The sequence below is a fragment of the Streptomyces sp. NPDC051173 genome, from assembly GCF_040689515.1.
Classification (GTDB): Bacteria; Actinomycetota; Actinomycetes; order Streptomycetales; family Streptomycetaceae; genus Streptomyces.
In genome coordinates, this window is record NZ_JBFBBD010000078.1 from 1 (window position 1) to 23,709 (window position 23,709).

The 23,709-nt window shown below is 72.3% G+C and carries 14 protein-coding genes; 7 read left to right on the top strand and 7 right to left on the bottom strand.

Features of this window, described 5'->3' with window-relative positions; genetic code table 11:
• The first annotated feature begins 510 nt into the window (after positions 1-510).
• Entirely contained in the window at positions 511-1,032 is a 522-nt protein-coding gene (locus tag AB0435_RS28695) for a hypothetical protein (protein WP_366428289.1), read from the top strand.
• 10 nt (positions 1,033-1,042) lie between these two features.
• Here AB0435_RS28695 and AB0435_RS28700 read toward each other — a convergent pair whose 3' ends face one another.
• Entirely contained in the window at positions 1,043-2,419 is a 1,377-nt protein-coding gene (locus AB0435_RS28700; protein ID WP_366003776.1) for a cation:dicarboxylase symporter family transporter, read from the bottom strand.
• 140 nt (positions 2,420-2,559) lie between these two features.
• Here AB0435_RS28700 and AB0435_RS28705 point away from each other — a divergent pair, with 140 nt between their 5' ends.
• The 5 genes from AB0435_RS28705 (at position 2,560) to AB0435_RS28725 (ending at position 8,592) form a co-directional block, all read left to right on the top strand.
• Complete coding sequence (locus AB0435_RS28705; protein WP_366428290.1) at positions 2,560-4,233, top strand: sensor histidine kinase; 1,674 nt, start codon at positions 2,560-2,562, stop codon at positions 4,231-4,233.
• On the top strand, positions 4,230-4,922 hold the full coding sequence (locus tag AB0435_RS28710) for a response regulator (RefSeq protein ID WP_366428291.1): 693 nt from the start codon (positions 4,230-4,232) through the stop codon (positions 4,920-4,922). Before AB0435_RS28705 ends, AB0435_RS28710 begins: the two co-directional genes overlap by 4 nt.
• A 258-nt stretch (positions 4,923-5,180) precedes the next feature.
• Positions 5,181-6,548, top strand: a complete 1,368-nt coding sequence (locus AB0435_RS28715) for an extracellular solute-binding protein (protein WP_366003773.1) — start codon at positions 5,181-5,183, stop codon at positions 6,546-6,548.
• Position 6,549: 1 nt separating this feature from the next.
• Positions 6,550-7,446 (top strand): sugar ABC transporter permease, encoded by an 897-nt coding sequence (locus AB0435_RS28720; protein WP_366003772.1) that lies wholly within the window; start codon positions 6,550-6,552, stop codon positions 7,444-7,446.
• A 72-nt stretch (positions 7,447-7,518) separates the two neighbouring features.
• Positions 7,519-8,592, top strand: a complete 1,074-nt coding sequence (locus tag AB0435_RS28725; RefSeq protein ID WP_366003771.1) for an alpha/beta fold hydrolase — start codon at positions 7,519-7,521, stop codon at positions 8,590-8,592.
• 19 nt (positions 8,593-8,611) lie between these two features.
• Here AB0435_RS28725 and AB0435_RS28730 read toward each other — a convergent pair whose 3' ends face one another.
• The 5 genes from AB0435_RS28730 to AB0435_RS28750 form a co-directional block, all read right to left on the bottom strand.
• Positions 8,612-9,028, bottom strand: coding sequence for an MmpS family transport accessory protein (locus tag AB0435_RS28730; protein ID WP_366003769.1), 417 nt, complete (start codon positions 9,026-9,028; stop codon positions 8,612-8,614).
• A gap of 98 nt (positions 9,029-9,126) precedes the next feature.
• Entirely contained in the window at positions 9,127-11,358 is a 2,232-nt protein-coding gene (glgB, locus tag AB0435_RS28735; protein ID WP_366003807.1) for a 1,4-alpha-glucan branching enzyme, read from the bottom strand.
• A 757-nt stretch (positions 11,359-12,115) separates the two neighbouring features.
• A complete protein-coding gene (locus AB0435_RS28740) occupies positions 12,116-13,726 on the bottom strand; it encodes a maltokinase (protein WP_366428292.1) in 1,611 nt (536 codons plus the stop codon).
• A 337-nt stretch (positions 13,727-14,063) separates the two neighbouring features.
• Complete coding sequence (gene treS, locus AB0435_RS28745; protein WP_366003767.1) at positions 14,064-15,797, bottom strand: maltose alpha-D-glucosyltransferase; 1,734 nt, start codon at positions 15,795-15,797, stop codon at positions 14,064-14,066.
• On the bottom strand, positions 15,794-17,800 hold the full coding sequence (locus tag AB0435_RS28750; RefSeq protein ID WP_366003766.1) for an alpha-1,4-glucan--maltose-1-phosphate maltosyltransferase: 2,007 nt from the start codon (positions 17,798-17,800) through the stop codon (positions 15,794-15,796). Before AB0435_RS28750 ends, treS begins: the two co-directional genes overlap by 4 nt.
• 647 nt (positions 17,801-18,447) lie before the next feature.
• Here AB0435_RS28750 and glgP point away from each other — a divergent pair.
• Positions 18,448-21,075, top strand: a complete 2,628-nt coding sequence (gene glgP, locus AB0435_RS28755) for an alpha-glucan family phosphorylase (protein ID WP_366428293.1) — start codon at positions 18,448-18,450, stop codon at positions 21,073-21,075.
• 73 nt (positions 21,076-21,148) lie between these two features.
• Here the strand turns inward: glgP and AB0435_RS28760 are convergent, their stop codons facing one another.
• A complete protein-coding gene (locus AB0435_RS28760) occupies positions 21,149-23,431 on the bottom strand; it encodes a M4 family metallopeptidase (protein ID WP_366428294.1) in 2,283 nt (760 codons plus the stop codon).
• Positions 23,432-23,709: the final 278 nt, after the last annotated feature.

Below are 23,709 nucleotides of genomic sequence, written 5' to 3' on the forward strand. Positions count from 1 at the left end.
CCCGTGCCCGCACAGCGCGGTGAAGCAGGAAGCCCCCGGAAGGGTCAGACGGCCCAGGCCGGAATCCCTGGACTTTAGGCCAGGGAGCACGTCAATGCCTGCACCCGGTGCTTCGTCCGCTGCCAGTCGATCCGCGGCTTCGGCTTCCTGTGACGCGTCATACTGCGCCTTTCCTCAGGTCGGAGCTCGCCGACTGTGAGGCTCCACGAGGGAACCTCGGACGCGGCGGGCAGCGCCGACCCCGTCCGAGGCCCCCGGATGGAGTCCCGAACTCGTCGAGCCGACCCGGAGGCCAGACTCAGCGCTGATGCATCACGTGGGGACACTACCGTCCTGCGTGCTCAACTGGCCGACTTTTCCCGGGTTTTACGGCGTGCGGGTGGTCACCCCATGTTGACACCGTCGCTCGTCCGCGACCGCAGACGACGGCGGTGCGGAGCGCATGGCACCCCGGCCCGGCAGGAGTGGGCCCCGCCGTCCTACATTGGGCGCCGCACGAAAGGAGAGGCCATGAGAGACGCCTCGAGCGGGACCGTACGTTTCGGCAGTGCCTTCGTCGTTGTCGTCGGGCTGGCCGTCCTCGCGCTCGGGGCCGTGAACTCCGCCCACGCCTCCGGGCTGTTCGGTACGCACGGCACCTTCACCGTGCGGCGGTGCGAGACCGGTAAGACCTCGCGCGGCGGCACCTCCACCGACTGTTTCGGGAGCTTCCGCTCCGCCGACGGCAGGACCGTCATGGAGGACGCCGAGCTCGACGTGAAGTACGCGACGGGGCGGAGCGTCAGCGCTTCGTGCGGTTTTCCCGATATGTGCTACAAGCTCGATGTCACCGACGCCGTCGGCTGGTTCGCCGGGCTGCTGGCCGCGTTGACGGTCCTGTGCTTCGCGGGGCCGCAGCTGGTCCACGGTGCCGCCTGGCGGGGGGAGCGGCACCTCCGGGGGCGGACGGTGCAGAACCGGCTGCTCAAGTGGCTCTTCTGGAGCGCCGTCGGCAGCGGCGCGGTCGCCGTGGCGTGCGCCGTCGCCACCTGACGCGCGGGGATCACACCCCCGCCGCCTCCCGCGGCTCCGGCGCCGGAGCGGCGTGGCCGTCGTCGCCCGCCAGTGAGGACTCGTCGAACGGCAGCCGGCCGCTCAGCACCTCGTGGCAGCGGGCGCTGTCGATCTCCTTCGTCCAGGTGCCGATGAGGACCGTCGCCACCGCGTTGCCCGCGAAGTTGGTCAGCGCGCGGGCCTCGCTCATGAAGCGGTCGATGCCGACGATGAGGCCGACGCCGTCGACCAGTTCGGGGCGGTGCGACTGGAGGCCGCCGGCGAGGGTCGCCAGGCCCGCGCCGGTCACGCCCGCCGCGCCCTTCGAGGCGACGATCATGAAGAGGAGCAGGGAGACCTGCTGGCCGACGGAGAGCGGTTCGCCCATGGCCTCGGCGACGAAGAGGGAGGACATCGTCAGATAGATGGCGGTGCCGTCGAGGTTGAAGGAGTAGCCCGTCGGCACGGTGATGCCCACGACCGGGCGGCTGACGCCCAGGTGCTCCATCTTCGCGATCAGGCGCGGCAGCGCCGACTCCGAGGAGGAGGTGGAGAGGATCAGCAGGAACTCCCGGCCCAGATACTTCAGCAGGGCGAAGACGTTCACCCCCGCCACCAGCCGCAGCAGCGTGCCGAGCACCACGATCACGAAGAGCAGACAGGTGGTGTAGAAGCCGATCATGATGACGGCGAGGGACTTGAGCGCGTCCACGCCCGTCGCCCCGACCACGGCCGCCATCGCGCCGAACGCGCCCACCGGCGCCACCCACATCACCATGGACAGGATGCGGAAGACGAGCTTCTGGACGTGCCCGATGCCGCGCAGCACCGGCTCGCCGGCCGTGCCCAGCGCCTGGAGCGCGAAGCCGGACAGGAGCGCCACCAGCAGCGTCTGGAGCACCTGGCCGCCCGTGAAGGCGGAGACCATCGTCGTCGGGATGATCCCGAGCAGGAAGTCGGAGGTCGACTCGCTCGCACCCTTGGCCTGCGCCGCGCCCGCGTGCCGCAGCGACTCGGTCAGGTGCAGCCCGCTGCCCGGCTCCAGGATGTTGCCGACCACGAGGCCGATGGCGAGGGCGACGGTCGACATCACGAGGAAGTAGCCGAGCGCGAGGCCGCCGACCGCGCCGACCTTGGCCGCCTTGCGCACCGAACCGACGCCCAGCACGATCGTGCAGAAGATGATCGGCGAGATCATCATCTTGATGAGGTTGACGAAGCCGGTGCCCAGCGGCTTCAGCTCGACGGCGACGCCCGGCGCGGCGAACCCGACCGCGATGCCGACGAGCACCGCCGCGATCACCGCGAGGTAGAGGTAGTGCGTACGGTCCCGGCCGGCCTTCGCCGGGCCTCCCGGCGGTGACTGCGGTGCGGACTGCGTGGCCATGGGTCTTCTCCCCGTCGTAGCGGCTCCAGGTCGCCCACCCTCCCGACGGGTGGGGCTCCGGCGACTATGCACGCCCATGTGACTGCGGTCACCCTTGCGTGCATTACGTTCATGGGCCCGCCCAGGTCAGACTGTCCGCCATGCGCAAACCCCGCATACGCCGCCCCCACAGCCTGGCCGGCCGGCTCTTCGCGATGCAGACCGTGCTGGTCGCCGCCGTGGTCGCGGGCTGCGCGGCCTTCGGCTACGCGTCCGACCGAGGCCAGGCCGAGGACTCCGCGCGCCGCGAGGTGACGGCGGCAGCGGCCGCCGCGGCGGCCTCCCCGGCCGTGCGGGACGCGGTGCGGGCGGCGGACCCGGCGGTGGCGCTCCAGCCGTACGCCGAGCGGGTGCGCCACGACACCGGCGTCGACTTCGTGACGATCATGGACCGGGACGGCACCCGCTGGACCCACCCCGACCCGGACCGGATCGGCGAACGCTTCCTCGGCCACACCGCCCCCGCGCTCGGCGGCCGGATCTTCTCCGAGACGTACACCGGGACGCTGGGGCCCTCCGTGCGCGCCGTCGCGCCCGTCACCGACGGGCAGCGTGTGATCGCCCTCGTCAGCGCGGGCATCACCGTGGACGCGATCAGCGCCGACGTCAGCCGGCGGCTCGTCGGCCTGCTCGGCGTCGCCCTGGGCGCGCTCGCGCTCGGCGGCGCCGGGACGTACGTCCTCAACGCCCGGCTGCGCCGCCACACCCACGGTATGAACGCCACGGAGCTCAGCCGGATGCACGACTACCACGAGGCCGCGCTGCACGCCGTGCGCGAGGGGCTGCTGATGCTGGACGGGCAGCGGCGCATCGCGCTGATCAACGACGGGGGACGGGAACTCCTCGGCCTGGACGGCGAGGTGATCGGCCGCCGCGTCACCGCGCTGGGCCTGCCGCCCGCGCTCACCGACGCCCTGCTGTCGGCCGAGCCGCGCCTGGACGAACTGCACCTGACCGACGACCGGATCGTGGTCGTCAACACCTCGCCGGTGTCGGGCGGGGAGCGCAGCGGCACTGTCGTGACCCTGCGCGACCATACGGAACTCCAGGCCCTGTCCGGCGAACTCGACTCCGTGCGCGGCTTCGCCGAGGCGCTGCGCTCGCAGGCGCACGAGGCCGCGAACCGGCTGCACGCCGTGGTGTCCCTCATCGAGCTCGGCCGCGCCGACGAGGCCGTCGACTTCGTGACGTCCGAGCTCGAACTCGCCCAGGCACTCACCGACCAGGTCGTCGCCGCCGTCGCGGAACCCGTGCTCGCCGCGCTCCTCCTCGGCAAGGCGGCCCAGGCCAACGAGCACGGCGTCGAGCTCGTCCTCGCCCCCGACACACGCATCGACGACGGCCTGCTGCCCGCCGGCCTCCCGGCCAGGGACCTGGTCACGATCCTGGGCAATCTGCTCGACAACGCCGTCGACGCGGCCGCCGGGGCCCTCCGGTCGGAGACGGCGCCGTACGGGGCGGCCGAAGACCCCGGCCGCCGCCCCCGTGTCACCGTGACCCTGCGCGCCGAGGCGGGCGAACTGCTGATGCGGGTCGCCGACAACGGCCCCGGTGTCGCCCCCGAGGCGGTGGACGAGGTCTTCCGGCGGGGCTGGACCACCAAGGCCGGCCAGACGCAGGGCGCAGCCGTGCACGGCCGCGGCCTCGGGCTGGCGCTCGTCCGGCAGGCGGCGCGGCGCAACCGCGGCACGGTCGCGGTCGCCGAGGTGCCGGACGGGGGCGCGGAGTTCACCGTACGGCTGCCCCTGCGGGTACGGGAGGAGGTGCGCTCGTGAGCGTCCCCCAGCAGGCAGGCCGGCCGATCCGCGTACTCGTCGTGGAGGACGACCCCGTCGCCGCCGCCGCGCACGCGCTGTACGTACGGCGGGTGGCCGGTTTCACCGTGGCCGGGGTGGCGCACACGCGGGGCGAGGCCACGCAGTTCCTCAAGCGGACCCCCGTCGACCTCGTCCTCCTCGATCTCTACCTGCCCGACGGGCACGGCTTCCAGCTCGTGCGCTCCCTGCGCTCCGCCGGGCACGGCGTGGACGTCATCGCGGTGACCTCGGCGCGTGACCTGGCGGTCGTCCGCGAGGGCGTCTCGCTGGGCGTCGTGCAGTACGTCCTGAAGCCGTTCACCTTCGCGACCCTCCGCGACCGGCTCGCGCGCTACGCGGAGTTCCGGGCGGTCGTCGGCGAGGCCAGTGGCCAGGAGGAGGTCGACCGCGCGCTGGCCGCCCTGCGCGCCCCCCAACCGGCCGCTCTGCCCAAGGGGTTGAGCCTGGACACGCTCCAGACGGTGACGGCGGCGCTCCGCGAGGCGGGCCCGGAGGGCGTGTCGTCGGGGGCGGCGGCGACGGCGCTGGGTATCTCACGCATCACCGCGCGCCGCTATCTGGAACATCTCGTCTGCACGGGCCGGGCGGCGCGCGCGCCGCGGTATGGGCAGGTGGGGAGGCCGGAGTTGCGGTATCGGTGGCGGTAGCGGGGGCCGATTGCCGGGTGCGGGTTGCTGGCGCCTGCGGCGCTTGTTCCCCACCCCGCCCCTTCCCGGCTGCGTCTGATATGCGGCTCCGCCGCGTGGGGGGGGGCAAGCCCCCGGACCCCCGAAGCACGCTTCGCGCGCTGTCCTCAATCGCCGGACGGGCTGACTATTGGGGGTCTGGGGGCTTGCCCCCAGTTCGGGAAGGGGCGGGGTGGGGAAAAAGCCCGCCGCAGGCGCAAGCAACCCGTAGGAGGACCCGTGCGCCCCACCACCCCCACGCTCCTCGCCCTCACCACCGTCCTCGCCCTGCTGCCGCTCGCGGCCTGCGGCGGGAGCCACAGCGACCCCGACACCGTGAAGGTCGCCTACCAGCGCACCACGGACAACAAGAACCGCATCCTGGACGACTATCTCGCCGAGGTGAAGAAGCAGTTCGAGCGGGAGCACCCGGGCAAGAAGATGCGCCTGATCCCCGTGCAGGCCGCGCAGGCGGACTACTACTCCAAAGTGCAGCAGATGATGCGGTCCGCGAAGACCGCCCCGGACATCGTGCGCGAGGACACCTTCGTCATCAACTCGGACGCGAAAGCGGGCTACTTGAGACCGCTGGACGACAAGCTGGGCGGCTGGAAGGACTGGTCCCGCTTCGCGCCGTCCGCGAAGGCCGCGGTGCGGGCGGAGGACGGCAGGACGTACGGAGTGCCGGACGGCACGGACACCAGGGGGCTCTGGTTCGACAAGGAGCTCTTCGCGAAGGCCGGCCTGCCCACCGACTGGCGGCCGCGCACCTGGCAGGACGTGCTCGACGCCGCCCGTACGCTCAAGCGCGCACTGCCCGGCGTGATCCCCCTCAACGTCTACACCGGCAAGGGCCCCGGCGAGGCCGCGACCATGCAGGGCTTCGAGATGCTGCTGTACGGGACCGGTGGCGCGGCCGGGAAGGACCCGCTCTACGACGCGGGCGCGAAGAAGTGGATCGCCGGGAGCCAGGGCTTCAAGGACGCGCTGGAATTCGTCCGGACCGTCTACGCCGAGAAGCTCGGGCCGGACCCCTCGGACGCGCTGGACCCCAACGTCGACAGCCATGTGGCCACCGAGTGGATCCCGTCGGGCAAGCTCGCCATCGACCTCGACGGCAACTGGCTGGGCAAGAACTGGCTGCCGTCCGGCGGCAAACCGTGGCCGCGGTGGTCGCAGGTGATGGGCCAGGCGCCGTTCCCCACCCAGAACGGCGCCGCGCCCGGCGCCGTCAGCATGTCCGGCGGCTGGGCGTGGTCGGTCTCCGCGAAGTCGGGGAAGGCGGATCTGGCCTGGCAGGCCGTCGAGACGCTCCAGACGAAGGACAACGCGGTGAAATGGGACGTGCGGGACGCGGGGATCGCCGTACGGGACGACGTGGCGGCGGACTCCGCCTATCTCACGTCCATGCCGGGGATCGGCTTCTTCACCGGCCTGGTCAAGGACACGCACTACCGGCCGGCGCTGCCGGTCTATCCCCAGGTCTCCGGCGCGATCCGGGAAGCCATGGAGTCGGTGACGACGGGCGACGCCACGGCCGCCCGGGCCGCAGGGCGCTACGACGCGGCGCTGAAGTCGATCTCCGGCGTGAGCGTCGAGGAGCGTTGAGGTGGCGGGCGCCGGATCCGCCGCGCCGCGCCCCGGCCGCCGCCGGAGGGAAGTCCTCCGATGGTGGCCGATCGCCCCGGCGACGACCTTGCTGCTGCTCTTCCTCGCCGGGCCCATCGCGTACTGCGTCTATCTCGCCTTCACCGACACGCAGTTGACCGGCCAGGCTTCCGCGTCCTTCGTGGGGCTGGCCAACTTCCGGCGCGCGTTCGCCGACGAGGCCTTCCGGCACGCGGTGTTCCTGACGTTCGTCTTCACCGTGCTCTCGTCGATCGTCGGCCAGAACACCCTGGGCCTCGCGCTCGCCGCGCTGATGCGCCGGGCCTCGCGGCCCGTGCGCGCGCTGACCGGTTCGATCGTGATCGGGGCGTGGGTGCTCCCGGAGATCGTGGCGGGCTTCCTCCTCTACACCTTCTTCAACCGCCGCGGCACGCTGAACGCCGTCCTCGACTGGCTCCATCTCCCCACCCAGAACTGGCTGTTCACGCTGCCGATCCTCGCGGTCTCCTTCGCCAACGTCTGGCGCGGCACCGCCTTCTCCATGCTCGTCTACTCCGCCGCCCTGGCGGGGATCCCGCGCGACGTCACGGAGGCGGCGGAGGTCGACGGCGCGAGCGGCCTCCGGCGGTTCTGGCACGTCACCCTGCCCATGATCCGCCGCTCGATCGCCACCAATCTGATGCTCAACACGCTCCAGACGCTGTCGGTCTTCGGCCTCATCTGGGCGATGACCCGCGGCGGGCCCGGCGACCGCAGCCAGACGCTGCCGGTGTTCATGTACGACCAGGCGTTCCTGAAGTCCCTGATCGGCTACGGCACGGCGATCGCCCTGCTCCTGCTGCTGGTGGGGGCACTCTTCTCGGTGGTGTACCTGAGGCTGATGAGAGACGAGGTGTGATCCGTACGGCCCGGCGTCCCCCGGATGCCGGGAGCGCGCGCGTGACCGCCGAATCCGTGTGTTCATGGGTGTGTGGTGTACGTCAGCCGGGGCCGCCGCCGGGCGTCGCGCGCCCGACGCGGGCTCGTCGGGGTGGCGTGCGTGGTCGCGGCCGGGCTGATCGCCTGGCTCGCCATGAGCTACTTCGAGATACCGCCCTTCACGGACAAGGGGGATCCCGTCGGCTACGGCGCGGCCGAGGAGCGGGGCGTGCCGCCCGCCGACGGGGGGACGCTGATGCCGACCGGCCCGGCCGCCGAGTTCGCGAACGTACGGACACTGGACGACGGCACCCACATCAGCGTCGTCACGCTGGAGGGCCGGAAGTCCGGCTTCAAGGGCAAGGTGTGGGTCTGGGCGCCCAAGGAATACACGGACGAGCCGAAGTTCGCGAGGAGCGGCTTCCCGGTGCTGATCGCCCTGCCCGGCGGTCCCGGATACGGCACCAACTACTGGATGGGCGGCTTCAGGCTCCAGGAGAACATCGCCCAGTGGTACGAGGAAGGCAAGAGCCGGCCGTTCCTGCTGGCCATGCCGGTGCTCAATCCGGGGCCGGACACCAAAGGGATCTACTGGGACGGCAGCGACATACCCGGCCAGCCGAAGATGGGCACCTGGCTCACCGAGGACGTCCCGGACTTCATGAAGGCGAACTTCCGCACCCTGAAGTCACGTGACGGGTGGGCGTTCATGGGGTCGTCCACCGGCGGCTTCGCGGGTCTGAAGGCCGTGCTGAAGCATCCGGACACCTTCAAGGCCGTCATAGCCAACGGCCCGGACATCGTGCCCGACTCCCCGCTGTGGCGCGGCCACGAGAAGGAGATGCGGGAGAACAACCCCGAGGTGCTCGCGGAGCGGCTGATCGCCGCCAAGGGGCCGGACGTCTGTCTCGCCTTCCAGGTCGGCACCCGCGAGAGCAACAAGAAGACGCTGCCCAACGTCCGGAATTTCATGGCCACTTACGGCAAGGGGCCCATTCACACGTATCTGCACGTGATAGAGGGCGGCAAGCATGACGGCGCGTCGTACGCCCCCAACCTGGGCCGCGGCCCGATCCAGTGGATCAGTGAGCGGATGGCGGGCCCGACGCCGTCCGCGACCGGCTGACCGGGCCGCCCGCCCGCCCTCAGGCGAGCGGCGAGACCGCCACGCAGGAGGCCGGCGCCGAGGCGTCCTTCGACGTCTCGGACTTGAGGACCTTGCCCTTGTGGGTGATCCGGCAGGTCACCTCCGCGCCGTCGGCCGCCCCGGTGGCCTGGACCGTGGGGGCGGCGATGCCCTTGAGGGTGACCGTCCTCTTCCAGGGCAGCGCGGCGTCCGTGACGGTCTCCAGCTGCGGCTCGTTCGCCGTGCCCTTGCCCGCGTTGAAGTCGACGGTGGCGGTGCCGGACCCGGTGATCTCGTACGTCACCTCGTACGTCTCCGTGACCGCCTTGTCCACGCTCTCGGTCACCTTGTCCTCGGCGCCACCGCAGGCGGCCAGTGCCAGGGCGGAGCCGGTGACGGCCAGGGCGGCCAGGGCGTTGCGGAGGGTGCGCTGCATGGAGGTTTCCTTCGACGTTCGGAAAAGCTGAGGTCATCCAATCGCAAAGGCGAGGTAAAAAGCAAAGAGGGTGTGCGCCCCCCGACGCGGCGGAGCCCCTACACCCCCCGCCACCACACCGTCGCCAACGGCGGCAGTGTCACCGTCACGCTGGCAGGGCGGCCGTGCTGCCGCGTCGCCTCCGACTTGACGGGGTCCGGGGAGACCACCCCGCCACCCCCGTACCGCTCCGCGTCGGTGTTGAGCACCTCCACCCAGGCCGTCGGCCGCGCCGGCACGCCGAGCGGATAGTGGTGCCGCACCACGGGAGAGAAGTTGGAGACGGCCAGCAGGGGGGAGCCGTCCGCGTCGTAGCGGAGGAAGGCGAAGACGTTGTCCTCGCTCGCGTCGCCGTCGACCCACTCGAAGCCCTCGGGCACGGTGTCGCGCTGCCACAGCGCGGGCGTGTCGAGATAGACGCGGTTGAGGTCGCTCACCAGGTCCCGTACGCCCCGGTGGTCGGCCGCCGCGGAGTAGGAGGGGTCCAGCAGCCACCAGTCCGGGCCGTGACCCTCGGACCACTCCGCGCCCTGGGCGAACTCCTGCCCCATGAAGAGGAGTTGCTTGCCCGGGTGGGCCCACATGAAGCCGAGGTAGGCGCGGTGGGTGGCACGCTGCTGCCACCAGTCGCCCGGCATCTTCGAGACCAGCGAGCGCTTGCCGTGCACCACCTCGTCGTGCGAGATGGGCAGCACGTAGTTCTCGCTGTAGGCGTAGATCATGGAGAAGGTCATCTCACCGTGGTGGTACTTCCGGTGGACCGGCTCCTTGGAGACGTAGAGCAGGGAGTCGTGCATCCAGCCCATGTTCCACTTCAGGCCGAAGCCCAGGCCGCCGAAGCCGCCCGGCCCTACGTGGTGGGTGGCACGGGTGACGCCGTCCCAGGCGGTGGACTCCTCGGCGATGGTGACGACCCCGGGGCAGCGGCGGTAGACGGTCGCGTTCATCTCCTGGAGGAAGGCCACTGCGTCGAGGTTCTCCCGCCCGCCGTGGACGTTGGGCGTCCACTGGCCCTCCTCGCGGGAGTAGTCGAGGTAGAGCATCGAGGCCACGGCGTCCACGCGCAGCCCGTCGATGTGGAACTCCTGGCACCAGTAGACGGCGTTCGCCACCAGGAAGTTGCGGACCTCCGTGCGGCCGTAGTCGAACTCCAGCGTGCCCCAGTCCGGGTGCGCGGCCCGCGCCGGGTCCCCGTGCTCGTACAGCGGGCACCCGTCGAACTCGGCCAGCGCCCAGTCGTCGCGCGGGAAGTGCGCGGGCACCCAGTCCATCAGCACCCCGATGCCCGCCCGGTGCAGCGCGTCGATCAGGTACTTGAAGTCGTCGGGCGTGCCCAGCCGGGCCGTCGGCGCGTAGAAGCCCGTGACCTGGTAGCCCCACGAGCCGCCGAAGGGGTGCTCCGCCACCGGCATCAGCTCCACGTGCGTGAAGCCGAGGTCCTTGACGTACGCGGGCAGTTGCTCGGCGAGCTGCCGGTAGGTGAGGCCAGGCCGCCAGGACGCCAGGTGCACCTCGTAGACGGAGAACGGGGCCTCGTGCACGGGCCGCTCGCCGCGCCGCTCCAGCCACGCGCCGTCCTTCCACGCGTGGTGCGACGCGTGCACGATCGAGGCGTTGGCGGGGGGCACCTCGGTGCGCCGGGCCATCGGGTCCGCGCGCATCGTGTGCGAGCCGTCGGGGCGGGTGATCCGGAACTTGTAGAGCGCGCCCTCGCCGAGGTCCGGCACGAAGAGCTCCCACACCCCCGCACCGCCCAGGGAGCGCATCGGATGGCCCGTGCCGTCCCAGTAGTTGAAGTCCCCGACCACCTGCACGCCCCGCGCGTTCGGCGCCCACACGCTGAAGCGGGTGCCGCTCACGCCCTCGTGGGTCATCGGCTCGGCGCCCAGCGCCCGCCACAGCTCCTCGTGCCGGCCCTCGCGGATCAGGTGCAGGTCCAGGTCGCCGAGCGTCGGCAGGAAGCGGTACGGGTCGTGGACCTCCGCCTCCGCGTCGTCGTAGGTCACCAGCAGGCGGTAGGCGGGGATCTCCCGGAGGGGGAGGACGCCCGCGAAGAGGCCGTCGCCCTCGTCGTGCAGCGCCGCCCGCAGACCCTCGGCGATGACTTCCACCGAACGGGCGAACGGGCGCAGCGCCCGGAACGCGACACCGCCCGGCACGGGGTGCGCGCCCAGCAGCGCGTGCGGGTCGTGATGGGCGCCGTGCAGCAGCCGGTCGCGCTCCTCGTCACCGAGCGGCTCCGCTGCGGCGGCTGCGCCGGCGGTGCGGGGGGCACGAGCTGCGGGGCTCACGCCGGCGGCCGGGGACCGGCCCTTCCCGGCCCGCCCACCCGCGGCCGTGCTGCCGCTCCCGCCTGCGGCCCGGCCGCCGCGGGCCTTGCCGGGTTCGCGGTCCGAGGCCGCGCGCGTGGTCGTGGCCGGGTCGCTGCCCGTACGGGCCTTGCCGGGTGCGTCGCCGGTGGTTGTACGGAGGCCCTTGTCAGGGTCGTCGCTCTTGCGCGCCGTCGCGCCGCCGTCTGCGCGGGTGCCGCCTGCATGAGCCTTGTCGGGTCGGCCGCCCGAGGCCGCGTGCGCGGCCGGGTCGCCGTCCGTACGGGCCTTGCCGGGCCCGCCGCCGGAAGTTGCACGGAGGCGCTCGCCCGGGTCGTCGCTCTTGCCCGGAAGCCCGCCGTCGTCGGTGCCCGCGCCATTGTCCGCACGGGCCCCCTGGCCGCTCCTGGGCGCGCCACTGTCCGTACGGGGCTCGCCGTCTCCGCGACCCGAGGCCGCGCCCGTGGCTGCCGGGTCGCCGCCGGGGTCCCCGGCCGACGTGGCGCGTACGCCCGCGTCGCTGCCCGACGGCCGGCCGCCCTCCGCGCGCGGTACCGGGCCCGTGCGGGCCCGGCCGGGCAGGAACGTGGCCGGGATCCCGGACGGGCCCGCGGGGCGGCCCGCTCCCGGCTCGGGCGACGGGCGGCTGGACGGGGGACGAGCGGTCACGGGGCGGTCCTCCTCGGGCTTCCCCCGGCGGAGGCCGGAGGGCGGATCGGTGGTGCTGGGCTCCGGTTCGTCATGCGGACGCGTCGCTCTCCGGCGCCTCGTCCGTGCGCCCGGGCATGCCGCCGCCCGGGCGCGCCGCTCCGGCGACAGCCTCGCCCGCCGCCGGGGAATCCGCCAGCCGACGGATCGCCGACATCGGCACGGGCAGCCAGTCCGGGCGGTGGCGGGCCTCGTAGAGGACTTCGTAGACGGCCTTGTCCGTCTCGTGGGCGCGCAGCAGCTCGGGGTCCTCGCGGGGGTCGCCGCGCACCGTGGCGTAGCCCTCGCAGAAGGCCGCGCGGGCGCGCGCGGACCAGGTGCCGCCGCTCGCGCGCCCGACCGCGGCCGCGTAGTCGAAGGAGCGCAGCATGCCCGCGACGTCGCGGGCCGCGGGCTGCGGACGGCAGCGCTCGGCCAGCGGGCGGGCGGGCTCGCCCTCGAAGTCGATGAGCGCCCAGCGGCCGTCCTCGGCGGTGCGCAGTGCCTGGCCGAGGTGCAGGTCGCCGTGGATGCGCTGGGCGTGCCAGGTGCGCCCGGCCCGGCCGAGCGCGGCGAGTTCGTCGTACGCGGCGCGCAGCGCGGCCCGGTAGGGGCGCAGGGCGGGCACGGCGTCGGCGGCGGCGTCCAGGCGGCGGGTCATCGCGGCGGCGAGGTGTTCCAGCTGGGGGCGGCGCAGCACGACGGTGGGCAGCGCTTCGGCGAGCGCGCCGTGGACCTCGGCGGTGGCGTGCCCGAGTGCGCGCGCGGAGGCGGTGAAGTCGGCCCGTACGGCGAGGGCGCTCAGCGCGAGCTGCCAGCCGTCGGCGGAGCCGGGCAGATAGGGCTGGAGGACGCCGAGCGTGAGGGCGTCGGCGTCCGGGCCCGGCGGCTCGGCCTCGAACCACGCGGCGGGCGCCGGGACCCGGTTGCAGCCGCGGGCGGCGAGCGCGCGGGGCAGTTCGAGGTCGGGGTTGGTGCCGGGGCAGACGCGACGGAAGAGCTTGAGGATATACGTTTCGCCGTAGATGACCGAGGAGTTGGACTGTTCGGCGGTGAGCAGCCGAGGGGTCAGCCCGGCGGGGATGACGGCGCCCTCCTCGCGCGTGAAGCGCAGCGGTCCGAGCCGGCCGGGCGTCCGCAGCCGCTCCAGGAGGAGGGCGGCGAGGCGGGGGTCGGCGAGGCCCTCGTAGACGGTGCGGCCGTGCAGGGGGCCGCCGGAGGGGCGACCGATGAGCGTGCCGGCCAGGTGGGGCGGCAGCACGTCCTGCACGCCGAGCAGGAGTTGGTAGCAGTCGTCGGTGCCCGCGTGCACGGCGGGGCCCGGTGCGTCGAGGGGGCCGGGGCGGGCCGTGGGGGAGCCGGTCTGGTGGGCCCGTACGAGCAGGTGCAGCAGGCCGGGCGCCGTGGTGCCGGGGATGTGCGGGAGCAGTTCGGTCGCCGTGACGAGGGTGAAGCCGGTGATCGGACGGCCCTTCCCCGCGAACCACCGCTGCCGGGGCAGCCACTCCGCGAGCAGCGGCACCAGGGAACTCAGAAGTCCCGCCCCGGCGGCGTCCGTCCGCTGCGCGGCGTCGGCCGGGGCGGCACGGACCGAGGACAACAGAGGTCCGGGGGGCGTCCCCCGGCGGGTGGTCCCGCGGTGGGACGGTGCAGCGTCCGACATGGCGTCGCGTCCTTTCCCCGGGCACACGACAGATTGGGCAAAGTGTCCCGGATTGCGGCTTTGACCGGTGTGCGGTGCGGGACGTGTCGGGCGAGGATCGTCCGTACGGTCAGCCCCGGCGGCCACGGGTGGCCCCCTGCATTCGGTGCGTGCGATGCGTGCGGTGCGTGCTGTCGGACCCGTGAGCGAGGAGGGCCCCGGCGGCGGAAGCGATCAGTTGTGGATCAGTGGTCGATCGGTTCGGTCCGGCCCGTGCGTAGTAGTGAGGGTTCCCAGGCTTCGCGGGGGAAAACCGCCCGTGCGCGCCCGATCGGGCCCGGGCGCGCACGGGCACGGCTCAGTGCCCCGGCGGCGTGGGCGCGCTCTGCCGCAGCCGGAACCAGTAGAAGCCGTGACCCGCGAGGGTCAGCAGGTAGGGCAGCTCCCCGATGGCCGGGAAGCGCACCCCGCCGATGAGCTCGACCGGATGCCTGCCGTTGAACGCGCGCAGATCGAGCTCGGTCGGCTGTGCGAAGCGCGAGAAATTGTTCACGCACAGGACCAGGTCGTCGTCCCGCTGCCCCGGCACCCGCACTTCGCGCAGGAAGGCCAGCACCGCCGGATTGCTGGAGGACAGCTCGGTGTACGAGCCGAGCCCGAAGGCCGGGTTCTGCTTACGGATCTCGATCATCCGCCGCGTCCAGTGCAGCAGCGAGGACGGGCTGCTCATCGCCGCCTCGACGTTGGTGACCTGATAGCCGTAGACCGGGTCCATGATGGTCGGCAGGTACAGCCGCCCCGGATCGCAGGAGGAGAAGCCCGCGTTGCGGTCCGGCGTCCACTGCATCGGCGTCCGCACGCCGTCGCGGTCACCGAGCCAGATGTTGTCGCCCATGCCGATCTCGTCGCCGTAGTAGAGGATCGGCGAGCCGGGCAGCGACAGCAGGAGCGCGGTGAACAGCTCGATCTGATTGCGGTCGTTGTCGAGCAGCGGTGCCAGCCGGCGCCGGATGCCGATGTTGGCGCGCATCCGCGGGTCCTTGGCGTACTCCGCGTACATGTAGTCGCGTTCCTCGTCGGTGACCATCTCGAGCGTGAGCTCGTCGTGGTTGCGGAGGAAGATGCCCCACTGGCAGCGCGAGGGAATGGCCGGGGTCTTGGCCAGGATTTCCGAGACCGGGTAGCGGGATTCCCGCCGTACGGCCATGAAGATGCGTGGCATCACGGGGAAGTGGAACGCCATATGGCACTCGTCGCCGCCCGTGGTGTAGTCGCCGAAGTAGTCGACGACGTCCTCTGGCCACTGGTTGGCCTCGGCGAGCAGCACGGTGTCGGGGTAGCCGGCGTCGATCTCGGCCCGCACCCGCTTGAGGAACTCGTGGCTGCGCGGCAGGTTCTCGCAGTTGGTGCCCTCCTCGGCGAAGAGGTAGGGCACGGCGTCGAGCCGGAAGCCGTCGATGCCGAGGTCGAGCCAGAACCGCAGCGCGGCCAGGATCTCCTCCTGCACGGCCGGGTTCTCGTAGTTGAGGTCCGGCTGGTGGGAGAAGAAGCGGTGCCAGTAGTACTGCTTGCGGACCGGGTCGAAGGTCCAGTTCGAGGACTCGGTGTCGACGAAGATGATCCGCGCGCCCTGGTACTGCTTGTCGTCGTCGGCCCAGACGTAGTAGTCGCCGTAGGGGCCGTCGGGGTCCGCGCGGGACTGCTGGAACCACTCGTGCTGATCGCTCGTATGGTTCATGACAAAATCGATGATGACGCGCATGCCGCGCTGGTGCGCCGCGTCCACGAACTCCACGAAGTCGGCGAGGTCACCGAACTCGGGCAGCACCGAGGTGTAGTCCGAGACGTCGTAGCCGCCGTCGCGCAGGGGTGACTGGAAGAACGGCGGCAGCCACAGGCAGTCCACGCCGAGCCACTGCAGATAGTCCAGCTTGGCCGTCAGACCCTTGAGGTCGCCGATGCCGTCGCCGTCGCTGTCCTGGAACGACCGGACGAGCACCTCGTAGAAGACGGCGCGCTTGAACCAGTCCGGATCCAGATCCTTCGCCGGGGTGTCCTCGAACGTGTCGGGGACGGGCTCGTTGACGATCATGGTGTGGGTGACCCTCCGATCGGTGAGGACGGTCGCAGCGAGAACACGTGCGCGGGCGCGATGGAACGGCCCGGCTCCAGGCGCACATAGTTGTCCCTGCCCCAGTGATAGGTCTCTCCGGTGAGCTCGTCGCGCACCGGGACGGACTCGTGCCATTCGAGGCCGAGTTCCGGCATGTTCAACGAGACCGTGGCCTCCTGGGTGTGGTGGGGGTCGAGGTTGACGACCGTCAGCACACAGGAGCCGCCGGGGCCGCCGGTCCGCTTGGAATAGGCGATGACGGCGTCGTTGTCGGCGTCATGGAAACGCACGTTGCGCAGCCGGCGGAGGGCGGGCTGCCGCCGCCGCAGCCGGTTGAGCGCGGTGAGCAACGGCGCGAGGCTGCGCCCCTCGCGCTCCGCCGCGGCCCAGTCCCGCGGCCGCAGCTGGTACTTCTCGGAGTCCAGATACTCCTCGCTGCCCGCCCGCACCGGGGTGTTCTCGCACAGCTCGTAACCGGCGTAGACACCCCAGGAGGGGGAGAGCGTCGCGGCGAGCACGGCCCGGATCTCGAACGCCGCGCGGCCGCCGTCCTGGAGATAGGCGTGCAGGATGTCGGGGGTGTTGACGAAGAAGTTCGGCCGCATGCACGCCGCGCTCGCGTCCCCCGCCAGCTCGGTCAGGTAGTCGGTGAGCTCCTGCTTGGAGTTGCGCCAGGTGAAGTAGGTGTACGACTGCTGGAAGCCGATCGCCCCGAGCGTGCGCATCATGGCGGGCCGGGTGAACGCCTCGGCCAGGAACACCACATCGGGGTCCGTGCGGCCCACGTCGCCGATGACCTTCTCCCAGAAGGACACGGGCTTGGTGTGCGGATTGTCGACCCGGAAGATCCGGATCCCGCGCGCCATCCAGAAGCGCAGCACCCGCAGCGTCTCCCGGACGAGCCCGTCGAAGTCCGCGTCGAAGGCCAGCGGATAGATGTCCTGGTACTTCTTCGGCGGGTTCTCGGCGTACGCGACGGAGCCGTCGGCGCGGTGGTGGAACCACTCGGGGTGCTTGTCCACCCACGGGTGCTCCGGGGAGCACTGGAGCGCGAAGTCGAGCGCCACCTCCATGCGCAGCTCGCGCGCCCGCGCCACGAAGTGGGCGAAGTCCTCGAAGGTGCCGAGGTCCGGGTGCAGGGCGTCGTGCCCGCCGGCGGCGGAGCCGATCGCCCAGGGGCTGCCCACGTCGTACGGACCCGCCGTCAGGCCGTTGTTGGGGCCCTTGCGGAAGGCGGTGCCGATGGGGTGCACCGGCGGGAGGTAGACCACGTCGAAGCCCATGGCCGCGACGGCCGGGAGCCGCTCGGCCGCCGTCCGGAAGGTGCCGCTGACCGGCGGCCCGTCCTGGGGCAGCCGCGCGCCCTCGGAACGGGGGAACAGCTCGTACCACGAGCCGAACAGCGCCCGTTCGCGCTCGACGAGGACCGGCACCGGCCGGCCGCTGCTGACCAGTTCGCGCAGCGGGTGGGCGGCCAGGGCGGCCGTGACGTCGGGGGCCAGCGCGGCGGCGAGCCGCCCGGCCGCCGGCCGGCCGGCGTCCCGCAGGCCGTCGACGGCGGCGAGCACCGCCTCCCTGCCGTCGTTCTTCGGCACCCCGGCGGCGGCCCGCTCGAACAGCAGCGCGCCCTCCTCCAGGACCAGTTCGGAGTCGATCCCGGCCGGGATCTTGATCCGGGCCTGGTGCCGCCAGCTCTCCACCGGGTCGCTCCACGCCTCCACCGCGTACGTCCAGCGGCCCTCCGCGTCCGGGGTGACCTCGGCGCCCCAGCGGTCGGTGCCCGGCGCCAGCTCCCGCATCGGCGTCCACGGCCCGGACCGGCCGGCGGGCCCCCGCAGCACCACGTTCGCGCCCACCGCGTCATGGCCCTCGCGGAAGACGGTGGCGGTCACCTGGAAGGACTCGCCCGCCACGGCCTTGACCGGTCTGCGGCCGCAGTCCACGAGCGGGCCGAGGTCCAGGACGGGGATGCGACCGATCATGGAATCACCTGGAGGTTCGACGGGATCTGGAGGTCTGGCGGTTCTGTTCTTTCTATCGGCTGCGCCGGCGCTCGGCCGGTCGCGGGCATGACTGCTCCTGCCCGCGTTCACCCGGGTGGATGCGGAGGAAATGCGCCGGAGACGGAGCCGTGGACGACGGGGCGGGGACGGTGACTTCACTGCGTACCGTTTGAGCTTTCCCATCGGCACCTGGCGAGCATGCCCGTCCCGTGGGACCTACCGGTGCGTAGTTCCCGTGGCACCGCGAGGGGAGGACGGTCGGCGTCCCGTCACCCGTAGGAAGTCTCCCCGTTGGGCCGATCGTGTGCAATGTGCCGGAAGGGGATAGGCGGAGGCCGGACGGGGTAGCGCCGGGCCCGCGGCCACCACGTAAGCCGTAGGGTCACCCGGCTGCCGGAGCGCTTGCTGTACGCGTGGCGTATTCCGTGCTCGCGCGTGTGCTGTAGACGGCGGAGTCCGCTCTGCTGAGAAGGCCGCCGTGACAGCGGCGGCACCGGCCCGCTCCACAGGTATATCCACACACCCGCCCGGCACCACGGGGCGCGTTCGCCGTCCGCTCCCGGCCGGGGCGGGCAGTGCCCCCAACAACCCGGAATCGGGAGCGTCACGGCGCTACCGTCGTGACAGTGAAGGCCATTCGTCGATTCAGTGTGCGCCCCGTCCTTCCGGAGCCCCTACGACCGCTCAGCGAGCTGGCGCGCAACCTGCGCTGGTCCTGGCACCCCGAGACGCGCGAGCTCTTCCAGTCCGTCGACCCCGACGGCTGGCGGGCCGCCGCCGGGGACCCCCTGCGGCTGCTGGGGACCGTCTCCGCCGACCGGCTGGCGGCCCTCGCCGAGGACCGCCGCTTCCGCCGCCGCCTCGCCGCCGCCTCCGACGATCTGCACGACTACCTCACCGGCCGGCGGTGGTATCAGGAACAGCCCGAGGGACTGCCCGCCGCCGTCGCCTATTTCTCCCCCGAGTTCGGCATCACCGCCGCCCTCCCGCAGTACAGCGGCGGCCTCGGCATCCTCGCCGGCGACCACCTCAAGTCCGCCAGCGACCTCGGCGTCCCCCTCATCGGCGTCGGACTGCTCTACCGCCACGGGTACTTCCGCCAGTCCCTCTCCCGCGAGGGCTGGCAGCAGGAGCACTACCCCCTGCTCGACCCCAACGAGCTCCCGCTGCGGATGCTCCGCGAACCCGACGGCACCCCCAGCCGCGTCTCCCTCGCCCTCCCCGGCGGCCGCTCCCTGCTCGCCTACATCTGGCAGGCCCGCGTCGGCCGCGTCCCCCTGCTCCTCCTCGACTCCGACGTCGAGGAGAACGGCCCCCGCGAGCGCGACGTCACCGACCGGCTCTACGGCGGCGGGGGCGAGCACCGGCTGCTCCAGGAGATGCTCCTGGGCATCGGCGGGGTGCGCGCGCTCCGTACGTTCTGCCGGCTCACCGGCCACGCCGAGCCCGAGGTCTTCCACACCAACGAGGGCCACGCCGGATTCCTCGGCCTGGAGCGCATCCGCGAACTCGCCGAACAGGGCGCCGACTTCGACTCCGCGCTGGAGAGCGTGCGCGCCGGAGCCGTCTTCACCACCCACACGCCCGTGCCCGCCGGCATCGACCGCTTCGACCGCGAGCTCGTCGCCCGCCACTTCGGCCCCGCCGGGGAACTCCCCGGCATCGACGTCGAACGCGTCCTCGAACTCGGCCTGGAGAGCTACCCCGGCGGCGAGCCCAACCTCTTCAACATGGCGGTCATGGGCCTGCGCCTGGCCCAGCGCGCCAACGGCGTCTCCACCCTCCACGGGCAGGTCAGCCGCCAGATGTTCGCGGGCCTGTGGCCCGGCTTCGACGCCGACGAGGTGCCCATCACCTCCGTCACCAACGGCGTCCACGCCCCCACCTGGGTGGCCCCCGAGGTCATGCGGCTCGGCGCCCGGCAGGTCGGCGCCGGGCGTGCCGAGGACGCCCTCACCGTCGGCGGCTCCCGGCGCTGGGACGCCGTCGACGGCATCGCCGCCGCCGACATCTGGGAACTGCGCCGCACCCTGCGCGAACAGCTCGTCGAAGAGGTGCGGAGGCGGCTGCGCGCCTCCTGGCGCGAGCGCGGCGCGGGCACCGCCGAACTCGGCTGGATCGACGGCGTGCTCGACCCCGACGTCCTCACCATCGGCTTCGCCCGCCGCGTCCCCTCGTACAAGCGCCTCACCCTGATGCTGCGCGACCGCGACCGGCTGATGGAACTGCTGCTCCACCCCGAGCGGCCGGTCCAGATCGTCGTCGCCGGCAAGGCCCACCCCGCGGACGACAGCGGCAAGCGCCTCGTGCAGGAGCTCGTGCGGTTCGCCGACGACCCGCGCGTGCGCCACCGCATCGTCTTCCTGCCCGACTACGGCATGGCCATGGCCCAGAAGCTCTACCCCGGCTGCGACGTCTGGCTGAACAACCCGCTGCGCCCCCTGGAGGCGTGCGGCACCTCCGGCATGAAGGCCGCGCTCAACGGCTGTCTCAACCTGTCCGTCCTGGACGGCTGGTGGGACGAGTGGTACGAACCCGACTTCGGCTGGGCCATCCCCACCGCCGACGGCGCCGCGACGGACGAGGAACGCCGCGACGACCTGGAGGCCACCGCCCTCTACCGGCTGCTGGAGGAGCGGGTCGCGCCGCGCTTCTACGACCGGGGCGCGGGCGGCCTTCCCGGCCGTTGGATCGAGATGGTCCGCGGCACGCTCACCACCCTCGGCCCCAAGGTGCTCGCCGGGCGCATGGTCCGGGAGTACGTGGAGCGGCTCTACGGCCCCGCCGCCGAGGCGCAGCGCGCGCTGGGCGCGGACGCCGCCAGGGAACTGGCGGGCTGGAAGCGGCGGGTGCGCGACGCGTGGGCGGGCGTCGCCGTCGACCACGTCGAAGCGGTCGCGGACACCGCGCTCAACGGCACGGCGGAACTGGGCTCCACGGTCTCCCTGCGGGTGAGCGTCACCCTCGGCGGACTCGAACCCGCGGACGTCGAGGTGCAGGCGGTCGCCGGGCGCGTCGACCCCGCGGACTGCCTGAGCCGCACCTCGACGTTCCCCCTGAAGCCGACGGGGGCGCCGGGCCTCGACGGCCGCCGCCTCTACGAGGGCCCGCTGACGCTCGACCGCACGGGACCGTTCGGCTACACGGTGCGGATCCTGCCGGCGCACCGCCTGCTGGCCAGCGGGGCGGAGATGGGGCTGGTGACGCTGCCGTCGGAGGCGACGGGGGAGGGGGCCGGGGTGCTGCTGCGCTAGATCCCGGCGAGGACGTGAGAGACGCCGCCCGGGGGAGTCGCGCTCACCCCGGGCGGCGTCCGGACCAGGTGCGCTAGAAGCTGAGCCGCCAGCTGTTCAGGGTGCCGCTGTCACCCGCGTACACGTCCTGCACCTGGAGCTTCCACGTGCCGGTGGCCGAGGAGGCGGAGGTGTCCACGGTGTACGTCTCCTTCACGTCCGCCGCGGAGTCCCAGGCGTCGGAGTCCTTCAGCCGCCACGACTTGCCGTCCGGGGCCACCAGGTCGATCCGGAGGTCGCCGCGGTAGGTGTGCGTGATGTTCACGTCCACCTTCAGCCCGGACGAGCCGTTGCCGCTGTGCGTCACGACGATCGGCGAGGTGACGGCCGCTCCCGCGTCGGGGATGGCCACGGGGGTGGTGTTCTCGAAGACGCTGCCGCCGCCCGTGGTGTTCACGGTCCACTTGAAGGTGGCGGTGCCCGTCCTGCCGCCCGTGTCCTTCGCCGTCACGGTCACCGTGCTGGTGCCGGTCGCGGTCGGCGTGCCGGAGATCAGTCCGGTCGAGGCACTGATCGACAGCCCGGCGGGCAGCCCGGAGGCCGAGTAGGCCAGCGAACCGGCCGGGGAACTCGTCGCCTTGATCTGGAGCTGGACCGCCGTGTTCACGATGCTGGTCTGGTCGCCGGGCGCGGTGACGGTCACGCCGGACGAGACCCGGCTGCCGACGCTGATGGCGGCCCACGCGTTGGCGGCGTTGTTGTACGTCTCGCTGCCGACGCCGAACAGCTCACCGGCGGCCCACAGCGTCGCGTCCCGCGCGCCCGCGTAGTCGGTGTTGGACTGCATGCGCTGGGTCAGCGCCTTGAACCAGATCTTCGCGGCGTTGTCCCGGCCTATGCCGGTGACCGGCAGCCCGTCGGCGGTCGGGCTGTCGTAGTGCACGCCGTTGATGTCCTTCGGGCCGCTGCCCTCGGACGCGAGGTAGAACCAGTGGTTGGCGGGGCCCGAGGAGTAGTGCACGTCGAGTCCGCCGAGGCCGGAGTACCACGCGTCCTTGGAGCGGCCGTCACGGCTCGGCTTGTCCTGGTAGCGCAGCGGCGTGCCGTTGCCGTTGATGTCGATCTTCTCGCCGATGAGGTAGTCACCCGGGTCGCTCGGGTTGTTCGCCCAGAACTCCACGGCGGTGGCCATGATGTCGGACGTCGCCTCGTTCAGCCCGCCGGACTCCCCGCTGTAGGTGAGGTTGGCGGTGGCGGACGTGACGCCGTGCGTCATCTCGTGCGCGGCCACGTCGATCGCGGTGAGCGGCTTGGCGTTGCCCGAACCGTCGCCGTACGTCATGCAGAAGCAGCCGTCGTCCCAGAAGGCGTTGACGTAGCTGTTGCCGTAGTGGACCCGGCTGTACGCGCCCTGGCCGTCGCCGCGGATGCCGGTGCGGCCGTGCACGTTCTTGTAGTAGTCCCAGGTGAGCTGGGCCCCGTAGTGCGCGTCGGCGCCGGCGGTGGCCGCGTCGCTGTTGCTGCCGTTGCCCCACACGTCGGTGGAGTTGGTGTAGAGCGAGCCGGTGCCCGACGAGCCGTGGTTGAGGTTGTACGTCTTGTGCCCGCCGCGCGTGCCGTCGTTCAGGGTGTACGAGCCGCCGGACTGCGTCGTGCCGAGCGTGACCTGGCCGCTGTACTGCGTGTTGCCCGTGCCGGTCTTGATGCCCTGGTACGAGAAGAGCTGCTTGCCCGTCCTCGCGTCCGTGACGACGTGCAGCTGGTTCGGGGTGCCGTCGTCCTGGAGGCCGCCGACCACGGTCTCGTAGGCGAGGACCGGCGTCCCGCCCGCAGCCCAGATCACCTTGCGCGGCGCCGCGTCGGCCCCGGTGGCCTTCGAGCCCTGCGCGTTCGCGGCCTTCACCGCCTGCTTCTCCGCGGTGGAGGCCGCGAGGGACGGCCTGGTGGTGGCCACCGCGAGCCGGGCCTTGGTGGCCTTGGCGACGGTCTTGACCGTGCCGCTCCCGGTCGCGTCGACCACGAGGTCCCCGCCGAGGACCGGCAGGCCGTCGTAGGTGCGCTCGTAGCGGGTGTGGCTGGTGCCGTCGACGTCCTTGACGACGTCCTTCACGACCAGTCGCTCCTTGGCGCCGAGACCCAGCGTCCGGGCGGTCCGGGCCTTGGTCGCGTTGGCCTCGCGCATCAGCTCGGCGCGCTGCGAGGGGGTGAGCTTGGCGGGCAGTGCGCCGGGGTCGGCCTTGGCCACGACCTTGCGGCCCGCGGTCGTGTGGTCGGACTTCGCGGTGGCGGCACCGGTCTGCGCGCCGACGGCGAGGACCGCGGTGACGGCGACCAGTGCGCCGGTGGCGACTGCGCGCCTATGGGGGGTGGGTCTCACACTGACTCCTTCTGCGGTGGCCACGGTGGGTGGCCGAAGGGAGGCCGGGCGGCCGAGTCGGCCGCCCGGACAGAGCGAGGGAGAACGCGATGCGTCAGGGGGGGAAGCCGATGAAGGAAGGCGAAGAAAGGGGGGTGCGCGACGCCCTGCCGGGTTCCTGTGAGGGAGCTGTGCGTCGGTGGAGGGAAGAGTGCCACCGAGGGCATGTACGTGTCAGGAGCGTGGCGGCAAGTTGGCCGGATAGCGTCCGTTGACGAACGACCGGGGTCCGCATAGCG